The organism is Thermococcus sibiricus MM 739 (assembly GCF_000022545.1).
In the GTDB taxonomy this organism is placed as follows: domain Archaea; phylum Methanobacteriota_B; class Thermococci; order Thermococcales; family Thermococcaceae; genus Thermococcus_A; species Thermococcus_A sibiricus.
This window is the reverse complement of sequence record NC_012883.1, coordinates 1,557,453-1,575,615: the sequence shown is the minus strand read 5'-3', so window position 1 is coordinate 1,575,615 and position 18,163 is coordinate 1,557,453. Positions and strand designations below refer to the sequence as shown.

Sequence of the window (18,163 nt, the reverse complement as noted above, 5' to 3'; positions counted from 1 at the left end):
ATTATCCCATAGGGTTTGTTCTTCATTGACCCATCATCAACGAAAGCCTCAAAACCTTCACACCTTTCGGGAAGTCATAACCTCCAACAGCAATAAAATGCCTATCCTCAATAAACCCGCAGGAGGAACACTTCATTAACCTCTCTTGTTGGAGTATTAACCAACTCCACGTGTGAAGTAAACTCAGGAAGAATTCCTCGGATTAATGTAAACAACAGGAACACTAAAACGCTTCGCCTTGTACTCAATTAATCCTTGTAATTCACGAGCATTCGTTCAAATTAGATTAAAAACTACGTGAGACATTTAGCACCTCATAAAATCCAGCAAATACTCTCAAAAGACATTCCAACAGTAATGTTACAAAATGAAAAAAATTTTGAAGGAAAAAAGAAGAGGAAAATTCACTTCCTCTTTCTGAGAAGGAGGGGGATAACTGCAAGGGCCAAGATTGCCGCTGGACCGCAGATTCCTCCCTCAGTTGTAGTTTCGGTGCTACTTGTAGTCTCAGTAGTACTTGTAGTTTCGGTGCTACTTGTAGTCTCAGTAGTACTTGTAGTTTCGGTGCTACTTGTAGTCTCAGTAGTGCTGGTTGTTGGCTTGGCACTTCTGAGAGACCAAGATGCGGCAAGACCTGCAACTGGGTCAACGATGTTAATCTTAACTCTCTTGTTCACAGCGTAGAACTCCCAGTTCTCGTAGAGGAAGACTCTGTAGCTCTCGTAGATACCGATTGCAGTGCCGAGCCTGTTGAAATCCCAATACTTGTCCTCATTATCCATCTTCACGTCATTGTTTTCACCAGCGTATATAACAACGGCAAAGTCGTCAGCAGTCCAGTTAAGAAGTGGTTGGATTTTATCAGTGGTAGTGTAATAATCCAGTCCAAGAGCGTCAATACCTTTTTGAATGTCTCCATCACCGAGGTACTTGAGGACTTCCTCAAGGGTAACCCTCTCGGTGTTTTTCGGGCTCCACTTCCATCCAACGAAACCTGGAGCATACCAGATGCTCGAGTAATACTGGATGATTCTGCTTATTGAAAACTTGACGTTAGTTGAGGAAACCCAACCCTCAGTGTAGAAGTTCCACTGGTATGAGCTCGGGTCACTGGTGTAGACCATTCCTGAAGCAGTTCTTCTGTCCACAATGTTGGCTTCTGATTCAATACCTACCTTTGGTAGAATTTCATTAACTACATATAGAGCAATGTCTTTTCTTTCGTCCTCGCTACGACCGAGGCCAATGATCTTCACGGGTTCGCCCTCGAAGTACCACTTGCCATCAACCTTTTCGAGTTTGTACCCCATCTCAGCGAGTTCTTGGGCGGCCTCTTGCATTCCTTCCTCAATCAGTTGAAGTGCGAACGCTTCATCGGGTTGTTCAGAGAGGTCGTAAGCTTCGACAACTGATTGAACGTAATTGTAACCAGTCTCACTGGAGACCCATGGAGTGTACATTGCACCCGCACTACCTTGGAAGATGTTCTGAACAGCGTGAGCTCTACTTATCAGATATTGTAACCCGAATCTAACCTTTCTAACTGCAAACGGGTTGAAGTACTTCTTGTCACCAACGGTAATCACGTACGGGTTGTCTGGGTCGTGGACTGGGTTGAAGACGAGGTCACCAAATGCGGAAGTACTCTTGTAAAGGTCAATACTATTCTTTTGCTCTTCGCTGAGGCCGGTAAACCTATATGCTGCGAATGGGTACCAGAGGACGTCGTAAGTTCCCTTAGCGACCTCAAGGATAGCAGTGTCTTCATTCTGCAGACCATAAATTTCAATGGTTTCAAAGTATGGTTCAACGTCGTATCCCGGCTCTGGAAAGGCCGGGACGGTCCACTTGTCGAACTTTTCGAGCTTTACGTAGAGGTTCTCTGGCTGGTAATCTGTTATGTAGTATGGGCCTTGACCGATAACTGCATGGCCATACTGGTCAATGAAGTTAGCTATGGAATCATAAGCAGCCTTGGCAGCGTTCTCATCCTCAATGTATGGCTTGAGGTATTCGGGAATTGGGTTGCTATTCTTAACTTGAAGTAGAGACTCTTTTATGGCTTGAGCATGGTGCGGGTTGATCTGATCCACTTGCTCAATAGTTTCAGTCGACTCACTCCAAGAGTACTTCTCGTTGTGAGCGACAAGCTCGCTCATTGCGTACCAGAGTTGCCATGGTGTTCCAGTGAATGGAACAACATAAGCGGCAGTCATTATTTCACTTGCAGGGAAGTAGTAATTGTGGTAGACTTCGAATATCATCCTATCATCGGTTTGTTCGACGAACTTTAAACCGAGGATGGTATTCATGAAGTCAATCATCCAGTCGGCTTCGCCGGCGTCGTAGTATGGGTCGTCATCGCCGTCTTGGTTGATCCACTCCCACTCAAATGCAAAGCTGTACATGACGTCGGCGGCACTGACCTTGTGGCCATCGTGGAAGTAGGGCCTGTCACACTCGATCTTTGCGTAAGTAGTTGCAGTTTCGCCTGCATAAGCTGCTTGCCAAGTATCGGTTGTTGAGTTGAATATGACTGCATCATTTGGCACGGTTACGTCCTTCTTGTATTCAACTACGTGACAGTGGTAGGGGGCAGGAACTCCCTCAGTACTATAGGGGAAACCACTGTCAAAAACTAAGTCGGCAATTCTCCTTGAATAAGTGTCACTGTAACCGTTAGCGCTTGGGTTCCAGACGCCCATGAAGAGGGCGCCAGTTGAGGAGTATATAACAGTCTTTAGGACTTTATCATTATCTGCTGCAGCAACTGGTTTAGCTACTGGAGCTGCTATTAAACTAAACAACAACAAAATTGCAACAAACATTCCAAATGTTTTCTTCATTCACTTCGGCCTCCTTACATTTTTTCTTCAATATTGCATGCCTTAGTGTATAATGGCATAAGAATATACATCAAAAGACCTATTTAAGAGTTACGTTTCTGTAAAACTAGGCTCACTCATAATGGCTCAAAATAAGACCTAAGAGAAATTTTTGGTCTTGGTGCACTTTAAAATGATTTTGTGATGTAAATAACCTTGTGGGAGTTAATACTGGGGGTATGATTAGGTATAATTGATATAATAGGTTTTAAAAAACTGTAGAAATCAGAAAAAAGCGTTTGGGCCCTGTTTAAATATTTAAATCTCAGGTTTTTGGAGTTTAACTTGACAAAGATCTGATAAAACTGTGACATATTGTCGGATTGATTTTCTACTGTAATGAAATTTTTGGATTTTTGACAAAAAATAAAGCGAAAACCTAATTTAGTTGGGGGTAGGGTTGAAAATGGTGATATCCATGAGGAGGGAGTGGGAAACCAATTAATAAAGGAAAGAAAATAAACTATTCTGAAATCGAAATTTTAGGTGAAATTTTAAGAGAAGGAATATATTGGGCCTATATGGGCAGACCGTTTGAAGTGTTGCCGTTTCTGAGTGGCAAACTTTTGAGCAGGATACCGAAATCTAACGGAAGTTACGGAGATGCAAGGATGCAGGTGGAAAGAGTACTAAAAGAGCTTGAAGCACTCTATAAGCAGATCAGCCTATCTGACATAGTAGATGAAAAACAAATAGAGGAAGTTTTAGCCTATAAACAAAAATTTGCGGAACTTTTGTTGTTTGAGGAAGATTTATAAGCTCTTTTCTTTATTCTTTGTAGGGATGATGAGGGAGATTTCGTCTGAAATATGAGGAGACTCGCATGGTCTGACCCTCGAAAGTTTTATAAATGCACTTCCTTTACACCGTTAAGAATCACGATAATAAAAAACCTCATTTCTAAAGGAGGTGGTTTGAAATGACAGAGAGTATACCTGTATGCACATCATGTGGAAAGGAAATAACACCGAGAGAACACGCTACCCATTTTATATGTCCGAACTGTGGGGAAGAAGTAATATGGAGATGTGAAAGCTGCCGCGTATTGGGAGTCACATACAAATGCCCCAAATGTGGATGGGAAGGGCCTTGAGGTGAAGAAAATGAGCGATTTCAATTTAGTTGGAGTTATTAAGGTCATGCCTACAGACCCGGAGATAAACCTCGATGAACTCGAAGGAGCTCTCAAAAAGACTCTTGAAGAGAAGTTTGGAGGCAAATACGGGCTTTCAAAAATTGATAGGGAGCCAATAGCCTTTGGACTTGTTGCACTTAAAGTCTATGTGCTTGGAAAGGATGCTGAAGGGTATTCATTTGATGAAGTGACCGATGCTTTCAGAGAAGTCGAGAATGTAGAAAGTGCAGAAGTTGAAACCATTTCAAGATTCTGAATCAGGTGAGCTACTCCTCCCTTTTGGGTGGAGACTCCCTGTCCGTTAAGTTAAATATTTTTTATCCTTTTTTGAGCTTATATAAAAATTGAGAAATTAAAACCCAATTTTTAGAACAGTAGTTCCAATTTTTTTGAGCTCATCAAGAAGTTCTTTGAATTCGTTCACTTCAATTGAGGTATATACTTCTTCATACCTGTTTTCTTGTCCTTCTTTTAATTTTGCCAGCTCACCAATGGCTATGAAGAACTTCGTATACTCGGGGTTTGTATCTTCAAAAGGTTCAGCTAGACTTTCAATATTTTCATATATTTCTTTGTACAGTTTCTCTTCGAAGAGTCCTGTTATGAATTCATAAAGTGCTTCAAATGCAAGAGTAAAAAGATCTTCAGTTTCTAGAGCTTTTAAAAGACTGAATCTAAGAGCAGAGAATGCTTTTTTAAAGTTTTCCTGTGCTGCTTTTATCTCCGCATCTACAATTCTAGCATTTACTTCAATTTCTGCATCTCTGGGGCTCTTTAATACCTCCAGGATGAGCTCTTCAGCCCTGTTATAATCCCCTACTTCATAATGGAAGTGGGCCAAGTCAAGAATGCTTACTAGATAATTCCTTTCATCACCAAGTTCTTTGAACATTTTACTTGCTTCGTTCATGAGTTCTATTGCTCTATCAACCTCTTCAAGTTCATCATAGTTTATGGCTATATGGGCAAGAGTTAATGCTTCCTCTCGTTTATTTCCAATCTTTTTTTCAAGTTCCAATAATTTTTCATAGACGTCTATGGCTTTATTTGGCATTCCAAAGTGTTCATAAGCATCTGCAAGGTGGTATAGAGCGTCTAAATATTTTTCTCTTTCTTCCTTGTATTTCTCAACAAGTTTCTTGTAAATCTCAATTCCTTTATCTAATTCACCTAGATGAGCATATATATGAGTAATTTCATGTGCTAGTTCATAAGCATCAGAACCTTCACACTTTAAGATTAATGTTTCTACTTTTTCTAAGAACGCCCTAAGTTCATCCTCATTTTCTATTTTTTCAAGATAATCATCAAGTATTTCAAGAATTTTTTGACAATCTCTGCTTTTTAATGCTCTTTCAAACTCTTCCATAGTTTCCACCGGTTTTTGCTTTGCTAAAAAGCTTAAAAACCTTGAGCGAAAAATTTATAAATAGCACAAAGGAATGCATAATTGCAATGCAAACATATTGTAACTAAAAGTAATCCTCCCATCAAAAAACAAAAATATGGGAGGTGGATGGAAATGGCCCAACTTGCCGGACAACCAATTTTGATTCTACCTGAAGGAACTCAGAGATATGTTGGAAAGGATGCCCAAAGACTCAACATTTTGGCTGCAAGAATTATTGCAGAGACTGTAAGGACTACTCTTGGTCCAAAGGGCATGGACAAAATGCTCGTTGACAGCCTTGGGGATATAGTAATAACAAACGATGGTGCAACAATTCTCGATGAGATGGATATTCAGCACCCAGCGGCTAAAATGATGGTTGAAGTTGCAAAGACTCAGGACAAAGAAGCCGGGGATGGAACCACGACAGCTGTTGTAATAGCTGGTGAACTTCTAAGAAGAGCTGAAGAGTTACTTAACCAGAACATTCATCCGAGTGTAATTGTTAAGGGTTACAATCTTGCTGCTGAGAAGGCCCAGGAGATACTTGAAGGCATTGCAAAAGATGTTAGCCCGATGGATGAAGAGATACTCATGAAGGCGGCAACAACAGCTATAACTGGAAAAGCCGCTGAGGAAGAGAGAGATTACTTGGCTAAGCTGGCAGTAGAAGCTGTAAAACTCGTTGGTGAAAAAGTTGGTGAGGAGTATCAAGTTGACATTGACAACATTAAGCTTGAGAAGAAAGAGGGTGGAAGTGTCAGAGATACTCAACTCATCAAGGGTGTGGTTATTGACAAAGAGAGAGTTCACCCGGCTATGCCAAGAAAGATCGAGGATGCCAAGATTGCTCTTATTAACGAGGCACTTGAGGTCAAAGAAACTGAGACAGATGCAGAGATCAGAATTACAAGCCCAGACCAATTACAGGCATTCCTCGAACAAGAGGAAAGAATGATCAAAGAGATGGTTGATAAAATTGTTGCTACAGGTGCGAATGTAGTATTCTGTCAGAAGGGAATCGACGATCTAGCACAACACTACCTCGCTAAGGCCGGTATATTAGCTGTTAGAAGGGTTAAGAAGAGTGATATGGAGAAGCTCGCCAAGGCAACCGGTGCAAAGATTGTCACCAATATAAGAGATCTCACAAGTGAAGACCTTGGTCATGCTGAACTTGTTGAAGAGAGAAAGGTTGCTGGAGAAAACATGGTCTTCGTTGAAGGATGCAAGAATCCAAAGGCAGTTACAATCCTCATCAGAGGAGGAACAGAACACGTCGTTGACGAAGTAGAAAGAGCTCTTGAAGATGCAATAAAAGTCGTCAAGGACATCGTTGAAGATGGAAAGATTGTTGCTGGTGGCGGTGCAAGTGAAATCGAACTTGCCATCAAGCTTGATGAATATGCTAAGAAAGTTGGTGGAAAAGAGCAACTTGCCATTGAATCATTTGCTGATGCATTGAAGATAATACCAAAGACACTTGCAGAGAATGCGGGACTTGATCCAGTTGATGTCCTAGTGAAGGTCACTGCAGCCCACAAAGAGAAAGGTCCAACAGTCGGCGTTGACGTGTTTGCAGGAGAACCAGCAGACATGATGGAAAGAGGAGTTATTGAGCCATTAAGAGTCAAGAGGCAGGCCATTAAGAGCGCAAGTGAAGCTGCAGTAATGATCCTTAGAATCGATGATGTCATAGCTGCAAGCAAGCTTGAGAAAGAGAAGGAAGGCGGCAAGGGCATGGGTGAAGAGGAGACTGAATTCTGAAGCTCTTTCTTTATTTCTTAAGTTTTTGAATTTCATCTTCGAGTTTTCTGAGCTTTTCTTTGGTTCTCCTTAGTTGAAGATTTGCCATTGAAACTATTTTCACAAGATAGCTTTCATTCACCCACAGTTCACCATCACTGCCTAAGGGGATATCCATTCTTTCGGTTGAACGAATCTCCACTACAAGCTTTTTGTGGCTTACACTTTTGATATTTGAGTGCTTAAACCCACAGGCCATTGCGAGATTTAAGAGTTCAACAGCGTCCTCCAAAGTCTTTGCTGAAACGTGGAGAATTGGGCTGTGGACCATAAACCATAACATTCCTCCATCATGTTTATTTATGGTATCGAGCACTTCTTCGATTTTTACTTCTCTGTGCCACTTGCCAAGCCATATTGCATTGAGTTTGTCCCCCAAATCAGGCATTTGCATGATACTTATCCTTCCTGAGCATGAGGATGTCGTGAAATAGTTTTTTAGAGAGTTTATTTTGTTTAATAGGGATATTATATCACTGTCCACTAATCCCTTTTCCAGAGCATCATTTAGACTTTCTAAGGCCTTCTTTTTTTGAAGATCAAAATTTTTCTCATATAGAAACATGAAGGGAAATTAAAGAAAGTAATTTTTAAAGTTTATGCGGAAAGATATTGCCTGACCCTTCTTTCAAATTCAGCAAAGTTTGGCACGCCTATGAATTCAACGCGGTTATTTATCAAAATTGTTGGGGTCCCCATTATATTGTGCTCCCTTGCCTTTCTCTGACCTTCTGGCGTTGCAACGCTTATTTCCTTCGCTATTATACCATCGTATTTTCTTGCTATTTCCTGAGCCATTGCCCATGCTATCGGACAGTATGGACAACCGGGAGAAGTTATGACCTCTATGATGACTTTTGGTTTCTCTTGTTTAACTTCTATAATTCCCGCTTTTTTCATGAGTTCAAGCATCTTTTTTCTCCTAATCATCTCCAGTTCGTCCATTTTCTCACCCCAAGAAAACTTCAAGTGAAAGGATTTAAAAATTAATTTATGAAGAAATTTTCAGTAATAGCCGGAGCAGGCAACATGAATTCTTTTGAATTTTCTCAGAAATTCATTGGCTCTGCTAAATTTAGGAGTTTAATTGGATATTGCATTGAAGTGAATTTGGGTAACCAACATGGCTAATGGACATCTTGGATATTTCTTATAACTATGCTGATTATCAATATACCTTATTGAATAATATAACTCATTGATGTATTAATGGAACTTAATCGACACAAAAGGTTATATATAACAATCATGTAACAGTTAGGTGTAAAAAAGTTCAAGGATTCAATTTGGGGGTGAACCGTGTGGGCATCATAAAAAAGTATACTAGTATACCTCTGCCATATAGAGTTGGTGTTGCATTTTTGCTGGGTGTTGCATTTGGATTGGTTCTGTGGTATTATGACATGGCGAACGGCAGCAATCTCGGTGAAAGGGTTGCAACGTACATATCGCCTTTTGGCGCGGTGCTCGTAAGAATGCTCAAAATGGTTGTTATACCAATAGTGTTCTTCTCCCTCATAGTGGGATCTTCGGGACTTTCACCAAAGAAGCTGGGAAGGGTCGGAGGAAAGGTCATCTTATGGTACATTTTTACCTCCTTCGTTGCGGCCATGATTGGAGTGAGTATTGCCATGTTTGTACACCCGGGACAGGGCGTTGCAGTTGACGTCGAGAAACTGGGAAGCTCTATGGGAGAGGGAGGCCCATCTATAACTCCACCATCAGGTTTAACGGACCTGATTCTCAAGATGTTTACTAACCCATTTGAGGCATTGGCGAATGGGGAATTCCTCCCAATAATAGTCTTTGCACTCCTCTTTGGTCTTGCAGCGAGAGTTTTGCTTGACCACACCCAAAATGAAACCGAGAAAAAGCAGATTCAATCAATACTCGACTTCGCCGCAGGTGCGAATTCAGTTATGTTCAGAATAGTCTCTTGGATTCTGGAATACTTCCCAATAGGTGTCTTCTCACTTGCAGTTGTCAACTTCGGCCTTTATGGACCTTCAATCATTGGGCCCTATTTGAAGGCAGTGCTGGGAGTCATCTCGGGAATTGTCATAATGATATTCATTGTTTACTCAATACTCGTCTCCGTTTTCCTCAAGGAGAACCCGATAGACTTCTTCAAGAGGGCCAAGGAGGTCATGATAACCTCATTTTTCACTAGGAGTAGTGCCGCCACACTCCCAGTTACCATCAAAACTGCAATAGAATCGTTTAAAGTAAAGAAGGAGCTTGCTGAGTTCTCCCTTCCAGTTGGTGCAACGATAAACATGAACGGAGTGTGTATACACCTTCCAATGTGGGCTGTCTTCGCAGCAGATGTCTTCAACATTGACCTTACAATTAGCTCTTTGGCTATAGTTATAATAACAACGGTACTGTCCGCAATAGGTGCTGGAGGGGTTCCCGGAGGAAGTTTAATGTTACTTTTCATAGTTCTTGGAACCCTTGGTCTTGAGCCAAGCCAGATAGCAATAATCGTCGCTCTTGCCTTAGGAGTCAATCCGCTTATAGATATGTTCGAGACAATGAACAATGTTACCGGAGATCTGTGTTGTACATATATTGTGGCCAAAAAGGAGAACATGCTTGAGTGATTTTTTCTTTTTATTATCCAAATGCTTCTATACATACTCTACAGACTTTTGGGTCTATCTCCGAATCCACCTTAGAGTGGAAGGAACAAACATAGCCCTTTCCAAGCATTTCAATAGTGATCTTGACGAGCTCTCCGTGGATGTAATATTCATCGGGCCTCTTTTTTATTATTGTCTCTGCAAGCTCTTTCAATTTGTTGTCAATCTCTGGGAATTTTTCCACGTCTACAAGTGCGCCTCTGTTCATTCTTAAATATCTCGAAACAGCGGATTGAGTTATGTACAAAAGCTTAGCTATTTGCAGCTGGTTAAGGCCTTTCTCTCTTAAAATTTCTACTAGCCTCCTACGGAGAGAAGGATATACATATTTTGCAACGGCTTCAAAAGCATTTGTCTTCATGATGTCTTTTATGACGAATGGAATATATAAACCTTTCTGTCAAGTTTTCTAATTTCTTGTAATGACATAAGTCATGCTCTTCTTTAGGTTAATAAACCGCAAAGCTTTTATGAAGAACCTTTCAATAATAAATCGGATATGACAACTGTCATAAAATTGGAGGTGGATGAAAAATGGCAATAAGACTCCCAAAGGAATATGAAATGTTGTGTAATCAATGCTCTATGAGTTTAACAGGTGGATGTACAGTTCAGGGAGTATGTGGGAAGGATCCGAATTTGAACTCCCTGCAGGAAGCCCTGTTGTACGGCATAAAGGGAACCTCGGCCTACTATTACCACGCCCTTGAAGTTGGCTACGACGACCCGAAAATAGGGCACTTTCTGGCCGAGGCACTCTACTCGACCCTGACCAACGTTAACTTCGACAAGAATCGCTTCCTTGAACTCATCCTCGAAAACGGAAGGGTTCACCTTGAGGCCATGAAACTCCTCGATAAGGCCTATGTCGAGACCTTCGGAAGGCCCGAGCCGGTCGAAGTCCCAACTGGAACCGCCGAAGGTCACGGCATACTCGTCACCGGCCACAGCTACAAGGCCCTCTACGAGCTCCTTAAGCAGATCAAGGAGATGGACCTTGAGGACGAGCTCAAAGTCTACACCCACGCGGAGATGTTCCCGGCTCATGCTTATCCCGAGCTGAAGAAGTTCAAGGCCCTATACGGCAACTGGGGAGGTTCATGGCTCCACCAGAAGAAGGAGTTTGCAGAGTTTCCAGGAGTAATCTTGGGAACAAGCAACTGTGTCCAGCAGCCAACGAAGGCATACCAGGACAGAATCTTCACCGTTGGAATAGCGGGCCTTGAGGGGGTTCCTCACATCGAAGATTACAACTTCGAACCGCTCATAAACCGCGCTCTTGAAACCCCTAGGATGAAGGCTTACGACGGCGGAAAGCTCCTTACCGGCTTCCACCACACGAACGTCCTCGCGATGAAGGACAGACTGCTGGAGCTCATCCAGGGGGGCAAGATAAGGCACATATTCGTCGTTGGTGGTTGTGATACACCACACAAGGGCATGGGCTACTATGAAAGGCTGACGGAGCTTATCCCGAAGGACGCCCTAATACTCTCAGCCGCATGTGGCAAGTTCCGCTACAACGCGAGAAACTATGGCACCATTGATGGAATTCCAAGATTCCTTGACTTTGGCCAGTGCAACAACGTTTACTCCATAATCGAAATCGCAATAGCACTTGCGAACGAGCTTGGAACGGACGTGAACTCCCTGCCAGTGAGCATAGTCCTTAGCTGGATGGAGCAGAAAGCAATTGCTATACTTTACTCGCTCCTCTACCTTGGAATCAAGGGCATTTACATCGGGCCGAAGCCGCCTGAGTTCCTGACTTCCAACGTGTTCGAAGTCCTCAGGAAGCAGTTTGACCTGAAGCTCACCGGAGACCCTGAGAAAGACCTCAGGGACATGCTGAACAAGGGCATAAGCGTAGAAGAGAGCGCACCGCTCGCTGAGGAGCTTGACTGAGCTCGTTTATCTTTTTTTAGTCTGCAACTAAATTGGAGAAATCGGCTAAGCATCTAAAGGAAAAAGAAGGGGGCTAAAGTCAGTTCTTTTCCAATTTTTTGAGCTCCTCCATCATTTCTCTAAACTTCTCGTCGTTCATGCCGATGAGCTTCTTTGCCTGCTTGAGCGTTACGGTCCTCGCGAGGGTCTTCCTCATCACGGGGTTCTCAAGGGGTGAAAATCCATACTTCACCAGTATCTTGAGGGACTCGGGGTAAGCTTTGAGCAGCTTGGCCACGTTAGTATCCCCCGTTATCTCCTCCAACCTGTCGTCGCACTCCTTGACTTCCATGCTAAGCTCTCTGGAGTTCTTGGTCTTGGTCACCCTGAGTACAAACGCCCCGCCGATATCCTTCAGTTCGACCAGATATCCGGCTTCTTCGAGTTTTCCAATTATGTCAACGAAAGGCTTGTCCCCTATGACCTCAAGCGTTTCCCCTACTCTGAGCTTTCCGAGGGACTCGATTATTATGACCGCCGGCTGGGGAGGCTTTAATCCTCTGACATCTAACATCATTGTGTTTCACCATTTTCGTGTTATGACATTTGGCATATAAACTTTGCTGGACAAATTTGGCCAGAAAGGTTTAAAAACACTTATCATGACATATGTCATAGAGGTGAATATTATGAAAACTGTAAAAATTGCTGACGGAATTTATTGGGTTGGAGTCAAGGACTGGGATAGAAGGATATTTGACTCTTTGATACCCCTACCGGAAGGGACTTCTTACAATGCTTATCTAGTAGTTGGAGAAGAGAAAATGGCCTTAATCGACACCGTAAACCCTGGTTTTGAGGAAGAGTTTGAGAACAAGATAAACGATGTCAAAAACATCGGTGATATTGATTACATAGTGATGAACCACGCCGAGCCTGATCACGCCGGTGCTATCCCCTACCTCATGTCAAAGAACAAAAAGGCACTCCTGATAGCAACCCAAAAGGGAGCAGAAATGGCAAAGACGTACTATGATGTTCCCGATGAGAGAATAATGGTTGTGAAAGATGGAGATACAGTTTCTCTCGGTGGGAAAACCCTCAGGTTCATAGAAGCACCCTGGCTCCACTGGCCAGAAACGATGTTTACGTATCTCGTTGAGGACAAAATACTCTTTCCCTGTGACTTCTTTGGGGCACATGTTGCAAAGGGATTATACGACGAAGAGGTGCCGGAGCTTTTGGAGCATGCCCAACGATATTTTGGAGAAATTATGATGCCTTTTGCGCAAATGGCAAAGAAAGCCCTTCAAAAACTTGATAATCTCGAAATAGAGATGATAGCCCCAAGTCACGGTCCCATATACAAACTTCCGGAAAAAATCCTTGATGCCTACCGAAAATGGGCCAGTGGGGAAACACAGGAGAAGGTGCTCATAGTTTACGTGAGCATGTGGGGGGCAAACGATGCAATGGTTAGGGAACTTGCCAACCTCCTGCTTGCAAAAGGGGTTGAGGTTAGAGTCCACAATCTTGTGGGTGCTGACATTGGGGAGATAGCCAAGGATCTTGTAGATTCAAGAGCTATAGTTATAGGGGCTCCCACTGTCCTTGCTGGGGCGCATCCTTTAGCGGTTTACGGTGCATATCTCGTGAAAGCTCTTCGGCCTCCTGCAAAATACGCCGTAATATTGGGTTCGTACGGATGGCACGGAAGGAGCAAAGATGCACTTCTTCAGATGTTAAGTGGCATGAAAATCGAGCTTGTAGGGAGTTTGGAGGTACGTGCAAAACCCAGAGAAGAGGATTACGAGTCCCTTAGCAAGCTTGCCGATATGCTCACAAAAAAGATTAGGGAGGAGTAGTTATGACCGAACTGCTGAACAACCGTGAATACAAAAAGGAGCAGCTGAAGAAGCTTCTCCTTAGAATCCACGGGGGTGAAGACGTAAACAAGCTTAAGGAGGAGTTCCGCCAGGTCTTGAGTGGAATTTCGCCCCTCGAGATTCCAATTATAGAGCAGGAGCTCGTGAAGGAGGGGATTTCTGCAAGGGACATAGCGAAGATGTGCGACCTGCACGTAGAGCTGTTCAGAGAGGCTGTTAAGGGGACGGATGAGCTTGAGGAGAGGGACCTTCCAGATGGGCACCCGCTCAAGACCCTTTACCTGGAAAACAAGGAGATAATGAAGGACGCAGAGATGCTCAACCTCTACGCCAGGACTTTAGCCACCACAAAGGACAAGCGCATGAGGGGTGAAATCCTCGGCGTCCTGGAGGAGCTTGTTAACGACCTCAAAAAGGTCGGCTTCACCCACTACAACCGAGAGGAGATGCTCATCTTCCCGTACATAGAGCGCCGCGGTCTGACGGCGATAGCGACCGTCCTCTGGACGAAACATGACGAAATCAGGTTCATGATAAAGAGGCTTGCCGAGCTTTTGAGGAAGAAGGACGAGATGTCATGGGAAGAGTTTTTGGAGCGCTTTAAGGAAAAGGCCGGTGAGGCTGCCTTCGCACTTAGCGACATGGTCTTCAGGGAAAACAACATCTTTTACCCCACGCTCAAAGCCCTGCTCAGTAAGGGTGAGTGGAAGGCCATCCGTCAGCAGGAGGATGAAATTGGCTACTACAAAGTAAATCCGCCCGCCTGGGATCCTGGAGAGGACGTTAAACCGCTCCACCCATGGGAGATAAATCCCGAGCTCAGCGTCGAGGAGCTTTTGAGTCTTCCCAAGGAAGTCCAGCAGGCGCTTAAGGGACAGCCATTAGAGTTCGATAAAAGTGAGCTAAAGAGGGAAGGAGATATAGACCTCGGAACTGGTTACATAAGCGTCGAGGAGCTGAAGGCCATCTTTGAGGCTTTACCGGTTGACGTGACCTTTATAGACAAAGATGACCGCGTTCGCTTTTTCTCACCTGGCGAGAGAATATTCTCAAGGACAAAATCGGTGCTCGGAAGGCCCGTTCAGCTCTGTCATCCGCCGAAGAGCGTCCAAATCGTCAACAAAATCCTGAAAGCCTTCAAGGAAGGCAGGAAGAGTGAGGCCACATTCTGGCTCAGGATTGGAGAGAAGTACATTTACATCAAATACGTGCCCCTCTTTGACAAAGAGGGCACCTACTTGGGAACCCTTGAGATAACGATGGACATCGCCCCATACAAACAGATAGAAGATGAAAAGAGGCTTCTGGACTGGAGGGATTGATATGTTTGTGGTCAAGGCGGAAGAGGCCGAGAGGATGGAGAATCCCCACGGGGTTGACGTCAGGGCTCTCCTCAAAAAGGAAAATGTAAAGGTAATGCTGGTCACGCTGAAACCGGGAGAAGCTCTGGAAAGACACACAACACCTTTTGATGCCTTTATCTACATTATAAAGGGAAAAGCGGTTGTAGAGGTTGGGGAAGAGAACGAAAAGGTTAAAAAAGACACCTTAGTTTTTCTCCCGAAGGATATTCCCCACGCAGTTAAGAACGAGGGCAATCTAACCTTGAAGTTTTTAGTTGTGAAGCTTGGTTAAATTTTTATTTTTCAAAACTTTATATAGATTGGGTGGTTTTATGGAAAAAAATTTTTGAAAAAAGGGTAAAACGATTTCAAAATCTTTTAAAAAGAAACAACATTGACGGCGCTGTTATAAGAACTCTCTCAACCTTTGTTTACTTCACTGGGACAAAATGGCTTAGGCCATCTCTTCTAATACCTGCTGAGGGTGAACCTACCGTCATAGTTGCTAAGGGAGAAGGTGAACTTTTCAAACAGAGAAGCTGGATTAAGAATGTAATAGAGTTTCAAAAGACTGAAGAACTTATGGCTAGTGTAACGGTTTGGATAAAGAAAAACGGGTTCAACACTGTTGGAATGGAATTCAGCATTGAGAGAGATGCATATATTTTATTCTATGAGCTCTTTAAAAAGCTCAACCCCGGAGTTGAGATCGTTGATGTAAGGGGTCTTTCTATGGAGCTTAGGATGATAAAGGATGAATGGGAACTTAAAAAGATAAGAAAGGCCGGAAAGATAGCGAAAAAAGGAATGGAAGTGGCGGAGGAGGAAATAAAGCCTGGAAAAAGTGAGCTTGAAGTTGCTGCGGAAATTGTGAGGGAACTTATGATTAATGGAAGTGAAGAGCCCAAAGTATACGTTTCTGCCACTCCAAGAGCCCATGCAGAACCCTTCAGAGATGTAGAGATTAAGGAAGGAAAAGTTGTAACGGTGGTCATTGGAGCCGATTGGGATCACTACTATGTTAACATGTCCCGTTCTTTCCCAGTTGGTAATATAAATGAAAGAGCTAAGCTGGCACTCAATGCCATGGAAGAAGCTTATACAAAAGCTGTAGAATTGACAAAGCCCGGAATTAAGTTTATTGCCGTTGAAAGGGAACTCGAAAAAATATACCGGGAGAGAGGCCTTATTGATGCATATATCACTGGCTACGCGCATGGAGTTGGTTTGCTTATCGAGGAAGACCCAATAACGACCATAGTCGTCCCGTTCTGGTCAGCCGTAATTTGTGTAAAGTTCATAAACATCGCCACGGCTGGCCTTCCCTCCTCCCATCTTCATCGGAGGGCTTTCGGGGGGAACGGAAACTCCCCACATCTTCAGGGCTCTCAAACGAACATTCCAAGAGCCAACAACATCCCTGTCGGCCTCAAAACCGCAATTCAAACACTTCAAAACCCTGTGCCCATTCGGGCTTAACTTCTCCCCACATACCGGGCACAGGGAGGAAGTGTAAGCTGGATCAACAAAAACAACCTCAACACCTTTTAACTTCGCCTTGTACTCGATGATTGACTGAAGCTTCCTAAAACTCCACCTGTGAAGACGACCATTCATCTCGGCGGAGTATCTAATCGAATTCCGGATTTCCGTCAAATCCTCCAAAGCAATCCCGCCGTACTTCTCGGCCAGTTCAACAATTTTGTTGGCAAGCTTGTGGTAAAGGTCGTTCAGCCTGTTCCTTTCTCTCTCACCGTACTTTTCGAGGAGTTCTTGCCTCTTCTTGCCGACTTTGACTTTCTTCTGGATTTTTCTCCGCTTCACGAAGTAACCAGTCCTAATTTCCTTTTCGTGAGTGATTATCTGAACAAACTCCCCGTCTGAAAGGCTGAGTGTTACATTGTTCTCGTTCAAGTCCACGCCAACAAAATCTTCGGGTTCTTTAACCTCGACTTCCTTCGAGAAGACGACATTGATGAAGACGCCCTTAGGCGTTCTCACGAGCCACGCTTGGCCAACCTTCCAGTTCTTGAACTTCTCGTGGTGCTTTGCCGGGTAAAATTTCAGAGTTATTCTCCCGTTTGGAGTGGAGAGTTTGATTATTCCCTTTTCAAGATCAAGCTTGAACAGGTGGTCGTCGAGCATTATGGCTTCTTTCTTGAACACTGGTCTTCCACTGGCTTTTCCCCTCCGCTTCCTTTTCCGGTAGCTCTTGTAGATTGAAGCAGCCATTTGACAGGCCGTGTAAATGTAATGGCTCGGGAGTTCTGGATATTCTTTCCTGAGGCTCTTGTATATCTCTTTTTTCAGGCGGTAAAAGCTGGTTATGTTGTTCTCAAAAGCGTGGGTGATTAGGAAGTTCACAATATCACGGTAGGTCGAGAATAGCTCGTTTAACCCTTCGGGAGTTTCCTTCAGCTTGAATTTTGAGGCGAGTTTAATCGTCTCTGAGGGCATTCTTTACCGCCTCGACGAGGCGTTTTTTCTTGTGGGAGCGAGCTCCATAAAGTTTTCCAGCGAAGGAAGTTACAATGGCCAACAAGTCTTCGACAAGTTCTTTTTCTTCTAGAGTCTTCTCCTCGTCGTCAAAGATTACTTCGATTTCAACGCCGTGGGAGTTGAAGTACTGTTCGAGGTATTTGAAGCCGAAGCGGGTGAGCCTGTCCTTGTATGTTATCACGACTTTGGTTATTTCTCCATTCTCAACGAGTTTGAAGAGTTGTTTTAGTCCTTTTCTGTTCTCGTTCAGGCCGGAGGAGATGTCTGTTATGATTTTAGCAACCTGGTAGCCTTTTGCCGAGCAGTAGTTTTTGAGGTATTCGACTTGCCTTTCCAAGTCTTCTTTTTGGTTTTGACTAGATACTCTGGCGTAAATGGCAACTTGGTCGGGGATTTTGCCTTCAAGAATCTTCTTGATTTCGCTCTCTGGAACTCTGTATTCTTTTCCAATGCGGTGGGCTTTGAGTTTACCCGATTTTATCCAGCGGAGGATTGTCATCTTGGAAACTCCGAGTTTCTTTGATGCTTCACCAGTCCGGTAAAGCCTCACCACTCTCGCCCAAAAGAAATTAGTGCCAAAAATATTTAAAAGTTTCGCTTGTTATTATTTATGAAACAGCCCATAGAGCGATGGGAGTTAAGGAGAACATGGTACTTGCAATGGTTCATGCTCCTCTCATGATCCCTGAAGGA

At 43.6% G+C, this 18,163-nt stretch carries 18 protein-coding genes and 1 pseudogene; 11 read left to right on the top strand and 8 right to left on the bottom strand.

Annotated elements, in window-relative coordinates; genetic code table 11:
- Window positions 1-404: 404 nt before the first annotated feature.
- A complete protein-coding gene (locus tag TSIB_RS08530; RefSeq protein ID WP_228359839.1) occupies window positions 405-2,795 on the bottom strand; it encodes an ABC transporter substrate-binding protein in 2,391 nt (796 codons plus the stop codon).
- Here TSIB_RS08530 and TSIB_RS10625 point away from each other — a divergent pair.
- The 4 genes from TSIB_RS10625 to TSIB_RS08520 all read left to right on the top strand — a co-directional run bounded on the left by TSIB_RS10625 (window position 2,704) and on the right by TSIB_RS08520 (window position 4,276).
- The gene (locus TSIB_RS10625) at window positions 2,704-2,892 is read left to right on the top strand and encodes a hypothetical protein (RefSeq protein WP_228359843.1); all 189 of its coding nucleotides are present in this window, start codon (window positions 2,704-2,706) and stop codon (window positions 2,890-2,892) included. The genes TSIB_RS08530 and TSIB_RS10625 overlap by 92 nt on opposite strands.
- Window positions 2,893-3,406: 514 nt before the next feature.
- Window positions 3,407-3,643, top strand: coding sequence for a hypothetical protein (locus tag TSIB_RS08525; protein WP_052293235.1), 237 nt, complete (start codon window positions 3,407-3,409; stop codon window positions 3,641-3,643).
- A 161-nt stretch (window positions 3,644-3,804) separates the two neighbouring features.
- Window positions 3,805-3,978 (top strand): zinc finger domain-containing protein, encoded by a 174-nt coding sequence (locus tag TSIB_RS10230; RefSeq protein WP_081432792.1) that lies wholly within the window; start codon window positions 3,805-3,807, stop codon window positions 3,976-3,978.
- Window positions 3,979-3,988: 10 nt separating this feature from the next.
- Window positions 3,989-4,276 carry an elongation factor 1-beta gene (locus TSIB_RS08520; protein ID WP_048160929.1) on the top strand — a complete coding sequence of 96 codons (288 nt, stop codon included), beginning with the start codon at window positions 3,989-3,991 and terminating at the stop codon, window positions 4,274-4,276.
- A 96-nt stretch (window positions 4,277-4,372) separates the two neighbouring features.
- On the opposite strand, the gene TSIB_RS08515 is transcribed toward TSIB_RS08520, so the two are convergent.
- Window positions 4,373-5,389, bottom strand: coding sequence for a tetratricopeptide repeat protein (locus tag TSIB_RS08515; protein ID WP_048160567.1), 1,017 nt, complete (start codon window positions 5,387-5,389; stop codon window positions 4,373-4,375).
- A gap of 153 nt (window positions 5,390-5,542) precedes the next feature.
- Between TSIB_RS08515 and thsB the strand changes: the two genes are divergently transcribed.
- On the top strand, window positions 5,543-7,177 hold the full coding sequence (thsB, locus tag TSIB_RS08510; RefSeq protein ID WP_048160565.1) for a thermosome subunit beta: 1,635 nt from the start codon (window positions 5,543-5,545) through the stop codon (window positions 7,175-7,177).
- Between the two features lie 10 nt (window positions 7,178-7,187).
- Here thsB and taw3 read toward each other — a convergent pair whose 3' ends face one another.
- Both taw3 and TSIB_RS08500 read right to left on the bottom strand, forming a co-directional pair.
- The gene (taw3, locus tag TSIB_RS08505) at window positions 7,188-7,781 is read right to left on the bottom strand and encodes a tRNA(Phe) 7-((3-amino-3-carboxypropyl)-4-demethylwyosine(37)-N(4))-methyltransferase Taw3 (protein WP_015850014.1); all 594 of its coding nucleotides are present in this window, start codon (window positions 7,779-7,781) and stop codon (window positions 7,188-7,190) included.
- A 32-nt stretch (window positions 7,782-7,813) separates the two neighbouring features.
- The gene (locus TSIB_RS08500) at window positions 7,814-8,161 is read right to left on the bottom strand and encodes a thioredoxin family protein (RefSeq protein WP_048160563.1); all 348 of its coding nucleotides are present in this window, start codon (window positions 8,159-8,161) and stop codon (window positions 7,814-7,816) included.
- Between the two features lie 356 nt (window positions 8,162-8,517).
- Here TSIB_RS08500 and TSIB_RS08495 point away from each other — a divergent pair, with 356 nt between their 5' ends.
- Complete coding sequence (locus TSIB_RS08495) at window positions 8,518-9,819, top strand: dicarboxylate/amino acid:cation symporter (RefSeq protein WP_015850011.1); 1,302 nt, start codon at window positions 8,518-8,520, stop codon at window positions 9,817-9,819.
- Between the two features lie 13 nt (window positions 9,820-9,832).
- On the opposite strand, the gene TSIB_RS08490 is transcribed toward TSIB_RS08495, so the two are convergent.
- Entirely contained in the window at window positions 9,833-10,219 is a 387-nt protein-coding gene (locus tag TSIB_RS08490; protein WP_015850010.1) for a transcriptional regulator, read from the bottom strand.
- A gap of 173 nt (window positions 10,220-10,392) precedes the next feature.
- Between TSIB_RS08490 and hcp the strand changes: the two genes are divergently transcribed.
- Window positions 10,393-11,763, top strand: coding sequence for a hydroxylamine reductase (hcp, locus tag TSIB_RS08485; protein ID WP_015850009.1), 1,371 nt, complete (start codon window positions 10,393-10,395; stop codon window positions 11,761-11,763).
- Between the two features lie 79 nt (window positions 11,764-11,842).
- On the opposite strand, the gene TSIB_RS08480 is transcribed toward hcp, so the two are convergent.
- Window positions 11,843-12,319, bottom strand: a complete 477-nt coding sequence (locus TSIB_RS08480) for a DUF1858 domain-containing protein (protein WP_048160559.1) — start codon at window positions 12,317-12,319, stop codon at window positions 11,843-11,845.
- A gap of 112 nt (window positions 12,320-12,431) precedes the next feature.
- On the opposite strand from TSIB_RS08480, the gene TSIB_RS08475 reads away from it, so the two are divergent.
- The 4 genes from TSIB_RS08475 to TSIB_RS08460 are packed head-to-tail and all read left to right on the top strand — an operon-like array spanning window position 12,432 to window position 16,450.
- Window positions 12,432-13,607, top strand: coding sequence for an FprA family A-type flavoprotein (locus TSIB_RS08475; RefSeq protein ID WP_048160558.1), 1,176 nt, complete (start codon window positions 12,432-12,434; stop codon window positions 13,605-13,607).
- 2 nt (window positions 13,608-13,609) lie between these two features.
- Complete coding sequence (locus tag TSIB_RS08470) at window positions 13,610-14,950, top strand: DUF438 domain-containing protein (protein WP_015850006.1); 1,341 nt, start codon at window positions 13,610-13,612, stop codon at window positions 14,948-14,950.
- A 1-nt stretch (window position 14,951) separates the two neighbouring features.
- Window positions 14,952-15,263 (top strand): cupin domain-containing protein, encoded by a 312-nt coding sequence (locus TSIB_RS08465; protein WP_015850005.1) that lies wholly within the window; start codon window positions 14,952-14,954, stop codon window positions 15,261-15,263.
- Between the two features lie 32 nt (window positions 15,264-15,295).
- A complete protein-coding gene (locus TSIB_RS08460) occupies window positions 15,296-16,450 on the top strand; it encodes a M24 family metallopeptidase (protein ID WP_015850004.1) in 1,155 nt (384 codons plus the stop codon).
- On the opposite strand, the pseudogene TSIB_RS10225 reads toward TSIB_RS08460, so the two are convergent.
- Together TSIB_RS10225 and TSIB_RS08455 are read right to left on the bottom strand one after the other, a co-directional pair.
- Window positions 16,424-17,428: pseudogene (locus TSIB_RS10225) on the bottom strand (RNA-guided endonuclease InsQ/TnpB family protein); the annotation flags it as partial. The gene TSIB_RS08460 and the pseudogene TSIB_RS10225 sit on opposite strands and share 27 nt — an antisense overlap.
- Window positions 17,409-18,023, bottom strand: coding sequence for an IS607-like element ISTsi1 family transposase (locus tag TSIB_RS08455; RefSeq protein WP_076612194.1), 615 nt, complete (start codon window positions 18,021-18,023; stop codon window positions 17,409-17,411). The gene TSIB_RS08455 and the pseudogene TSIB_RS10225, both read right to left, overlap by 20 nt.
- Window positions 18,024-18,163 lie beyond the last annotated feature (140 nt).

Coding starts and splice junctions, on each gene's coding strand:
- TSIB_RS08470 (WP_015850006.1), top strand. CDS start 13,610: ATGACCGAACTGCTGAACAACCGTGAATACAAAAAGGAGCAGCTGAAG.
- taw3 (WP_015850014.1), bottom strand. CDS start 7,781: ATGTTTCTATATGAGAAAAATTTTGATCTTCAAAAAAAGAAGGCCTTA.
- TSIB_RS08525 (WP_052293235.1), top strand. CDS start 3,407: ATGGGCAGACCGTTTGAAGTGTTGCCGTTTCTGAGTGGCAAACTTTTG.
- thsB (WP_048160565.1), top strand. CDS start 5,543: ATGGCCCAACTTGCCGGACAACCAATTTTGATTCTACCTGAAGGAACT.
- hcp (WP_015850009.1), top strand. CDS start 10,393: ATGGCAATAAGACTCCCAAAGGAATATGAAATGTTGTGTAATCAATGC.
- TSIB_RS08465 (WP_015850005.1), top strand. CDS start 14,952: ATGTTTGTGGTCAAGGCGGAAGAGGCCGAGAGGATGGAGAATCCCCAC.
- TSIB_RS08475 (WP_048160558.1), top strand. CDS start 12,432: ATGAAAACTGTAAAAATTGCTGACGGAATTTATTGGGTTGGAGTCAAG.
- TSIB_RS10625 (WP_228359843.1), top strand. CDS start 2,704: ATGAAGAGGGCGCCAGTTGAGGAGTATATAACAGTCTTTAGGACTTTA.
- TSIB_RS08480 (WP_048160559.1), bottom strand. CDS start 12,319: ATGATGTTAGATGTCAGAGGATTAAAGCCTCCCCAGCCGGCGGTCATA.
- TSIB_RS10230 (WP_081432792.1), top strand. CDS start 3,805: ATGACAGAGAGTATACCTGTATGCACATCATGTGGAAAGGAAATAACA.
- TSIB_RS08500 (WP_048160563.1), bottom strand. CDS start 8,161: ATGGACGAACTGGAGATGATTAGGAGAAAAAAGATGCTTGAACTCATG.
- TSIB_RS08515 (WP_048160567.1), bottom strand. CDS start 5,389: ATGGAAGAGTTTGAAAGAGCATTAAAAAGCAGAGATTGTCAAAAAATT.
- TSIB_RS08490 (WP_015850010.1), bottom strand. CDS start 10,219: ATGAAGACAAATGCTTTTGAAGCCGTTGCAAAATATGTATATCCTTCT.
- TSIB_RS08520 (WP_048160929.1), top strand. CDS start 3,989: ATGAGCGATTTCAATTTAGTTGGAGTTATTAAGGTCATGCCTACAGAC.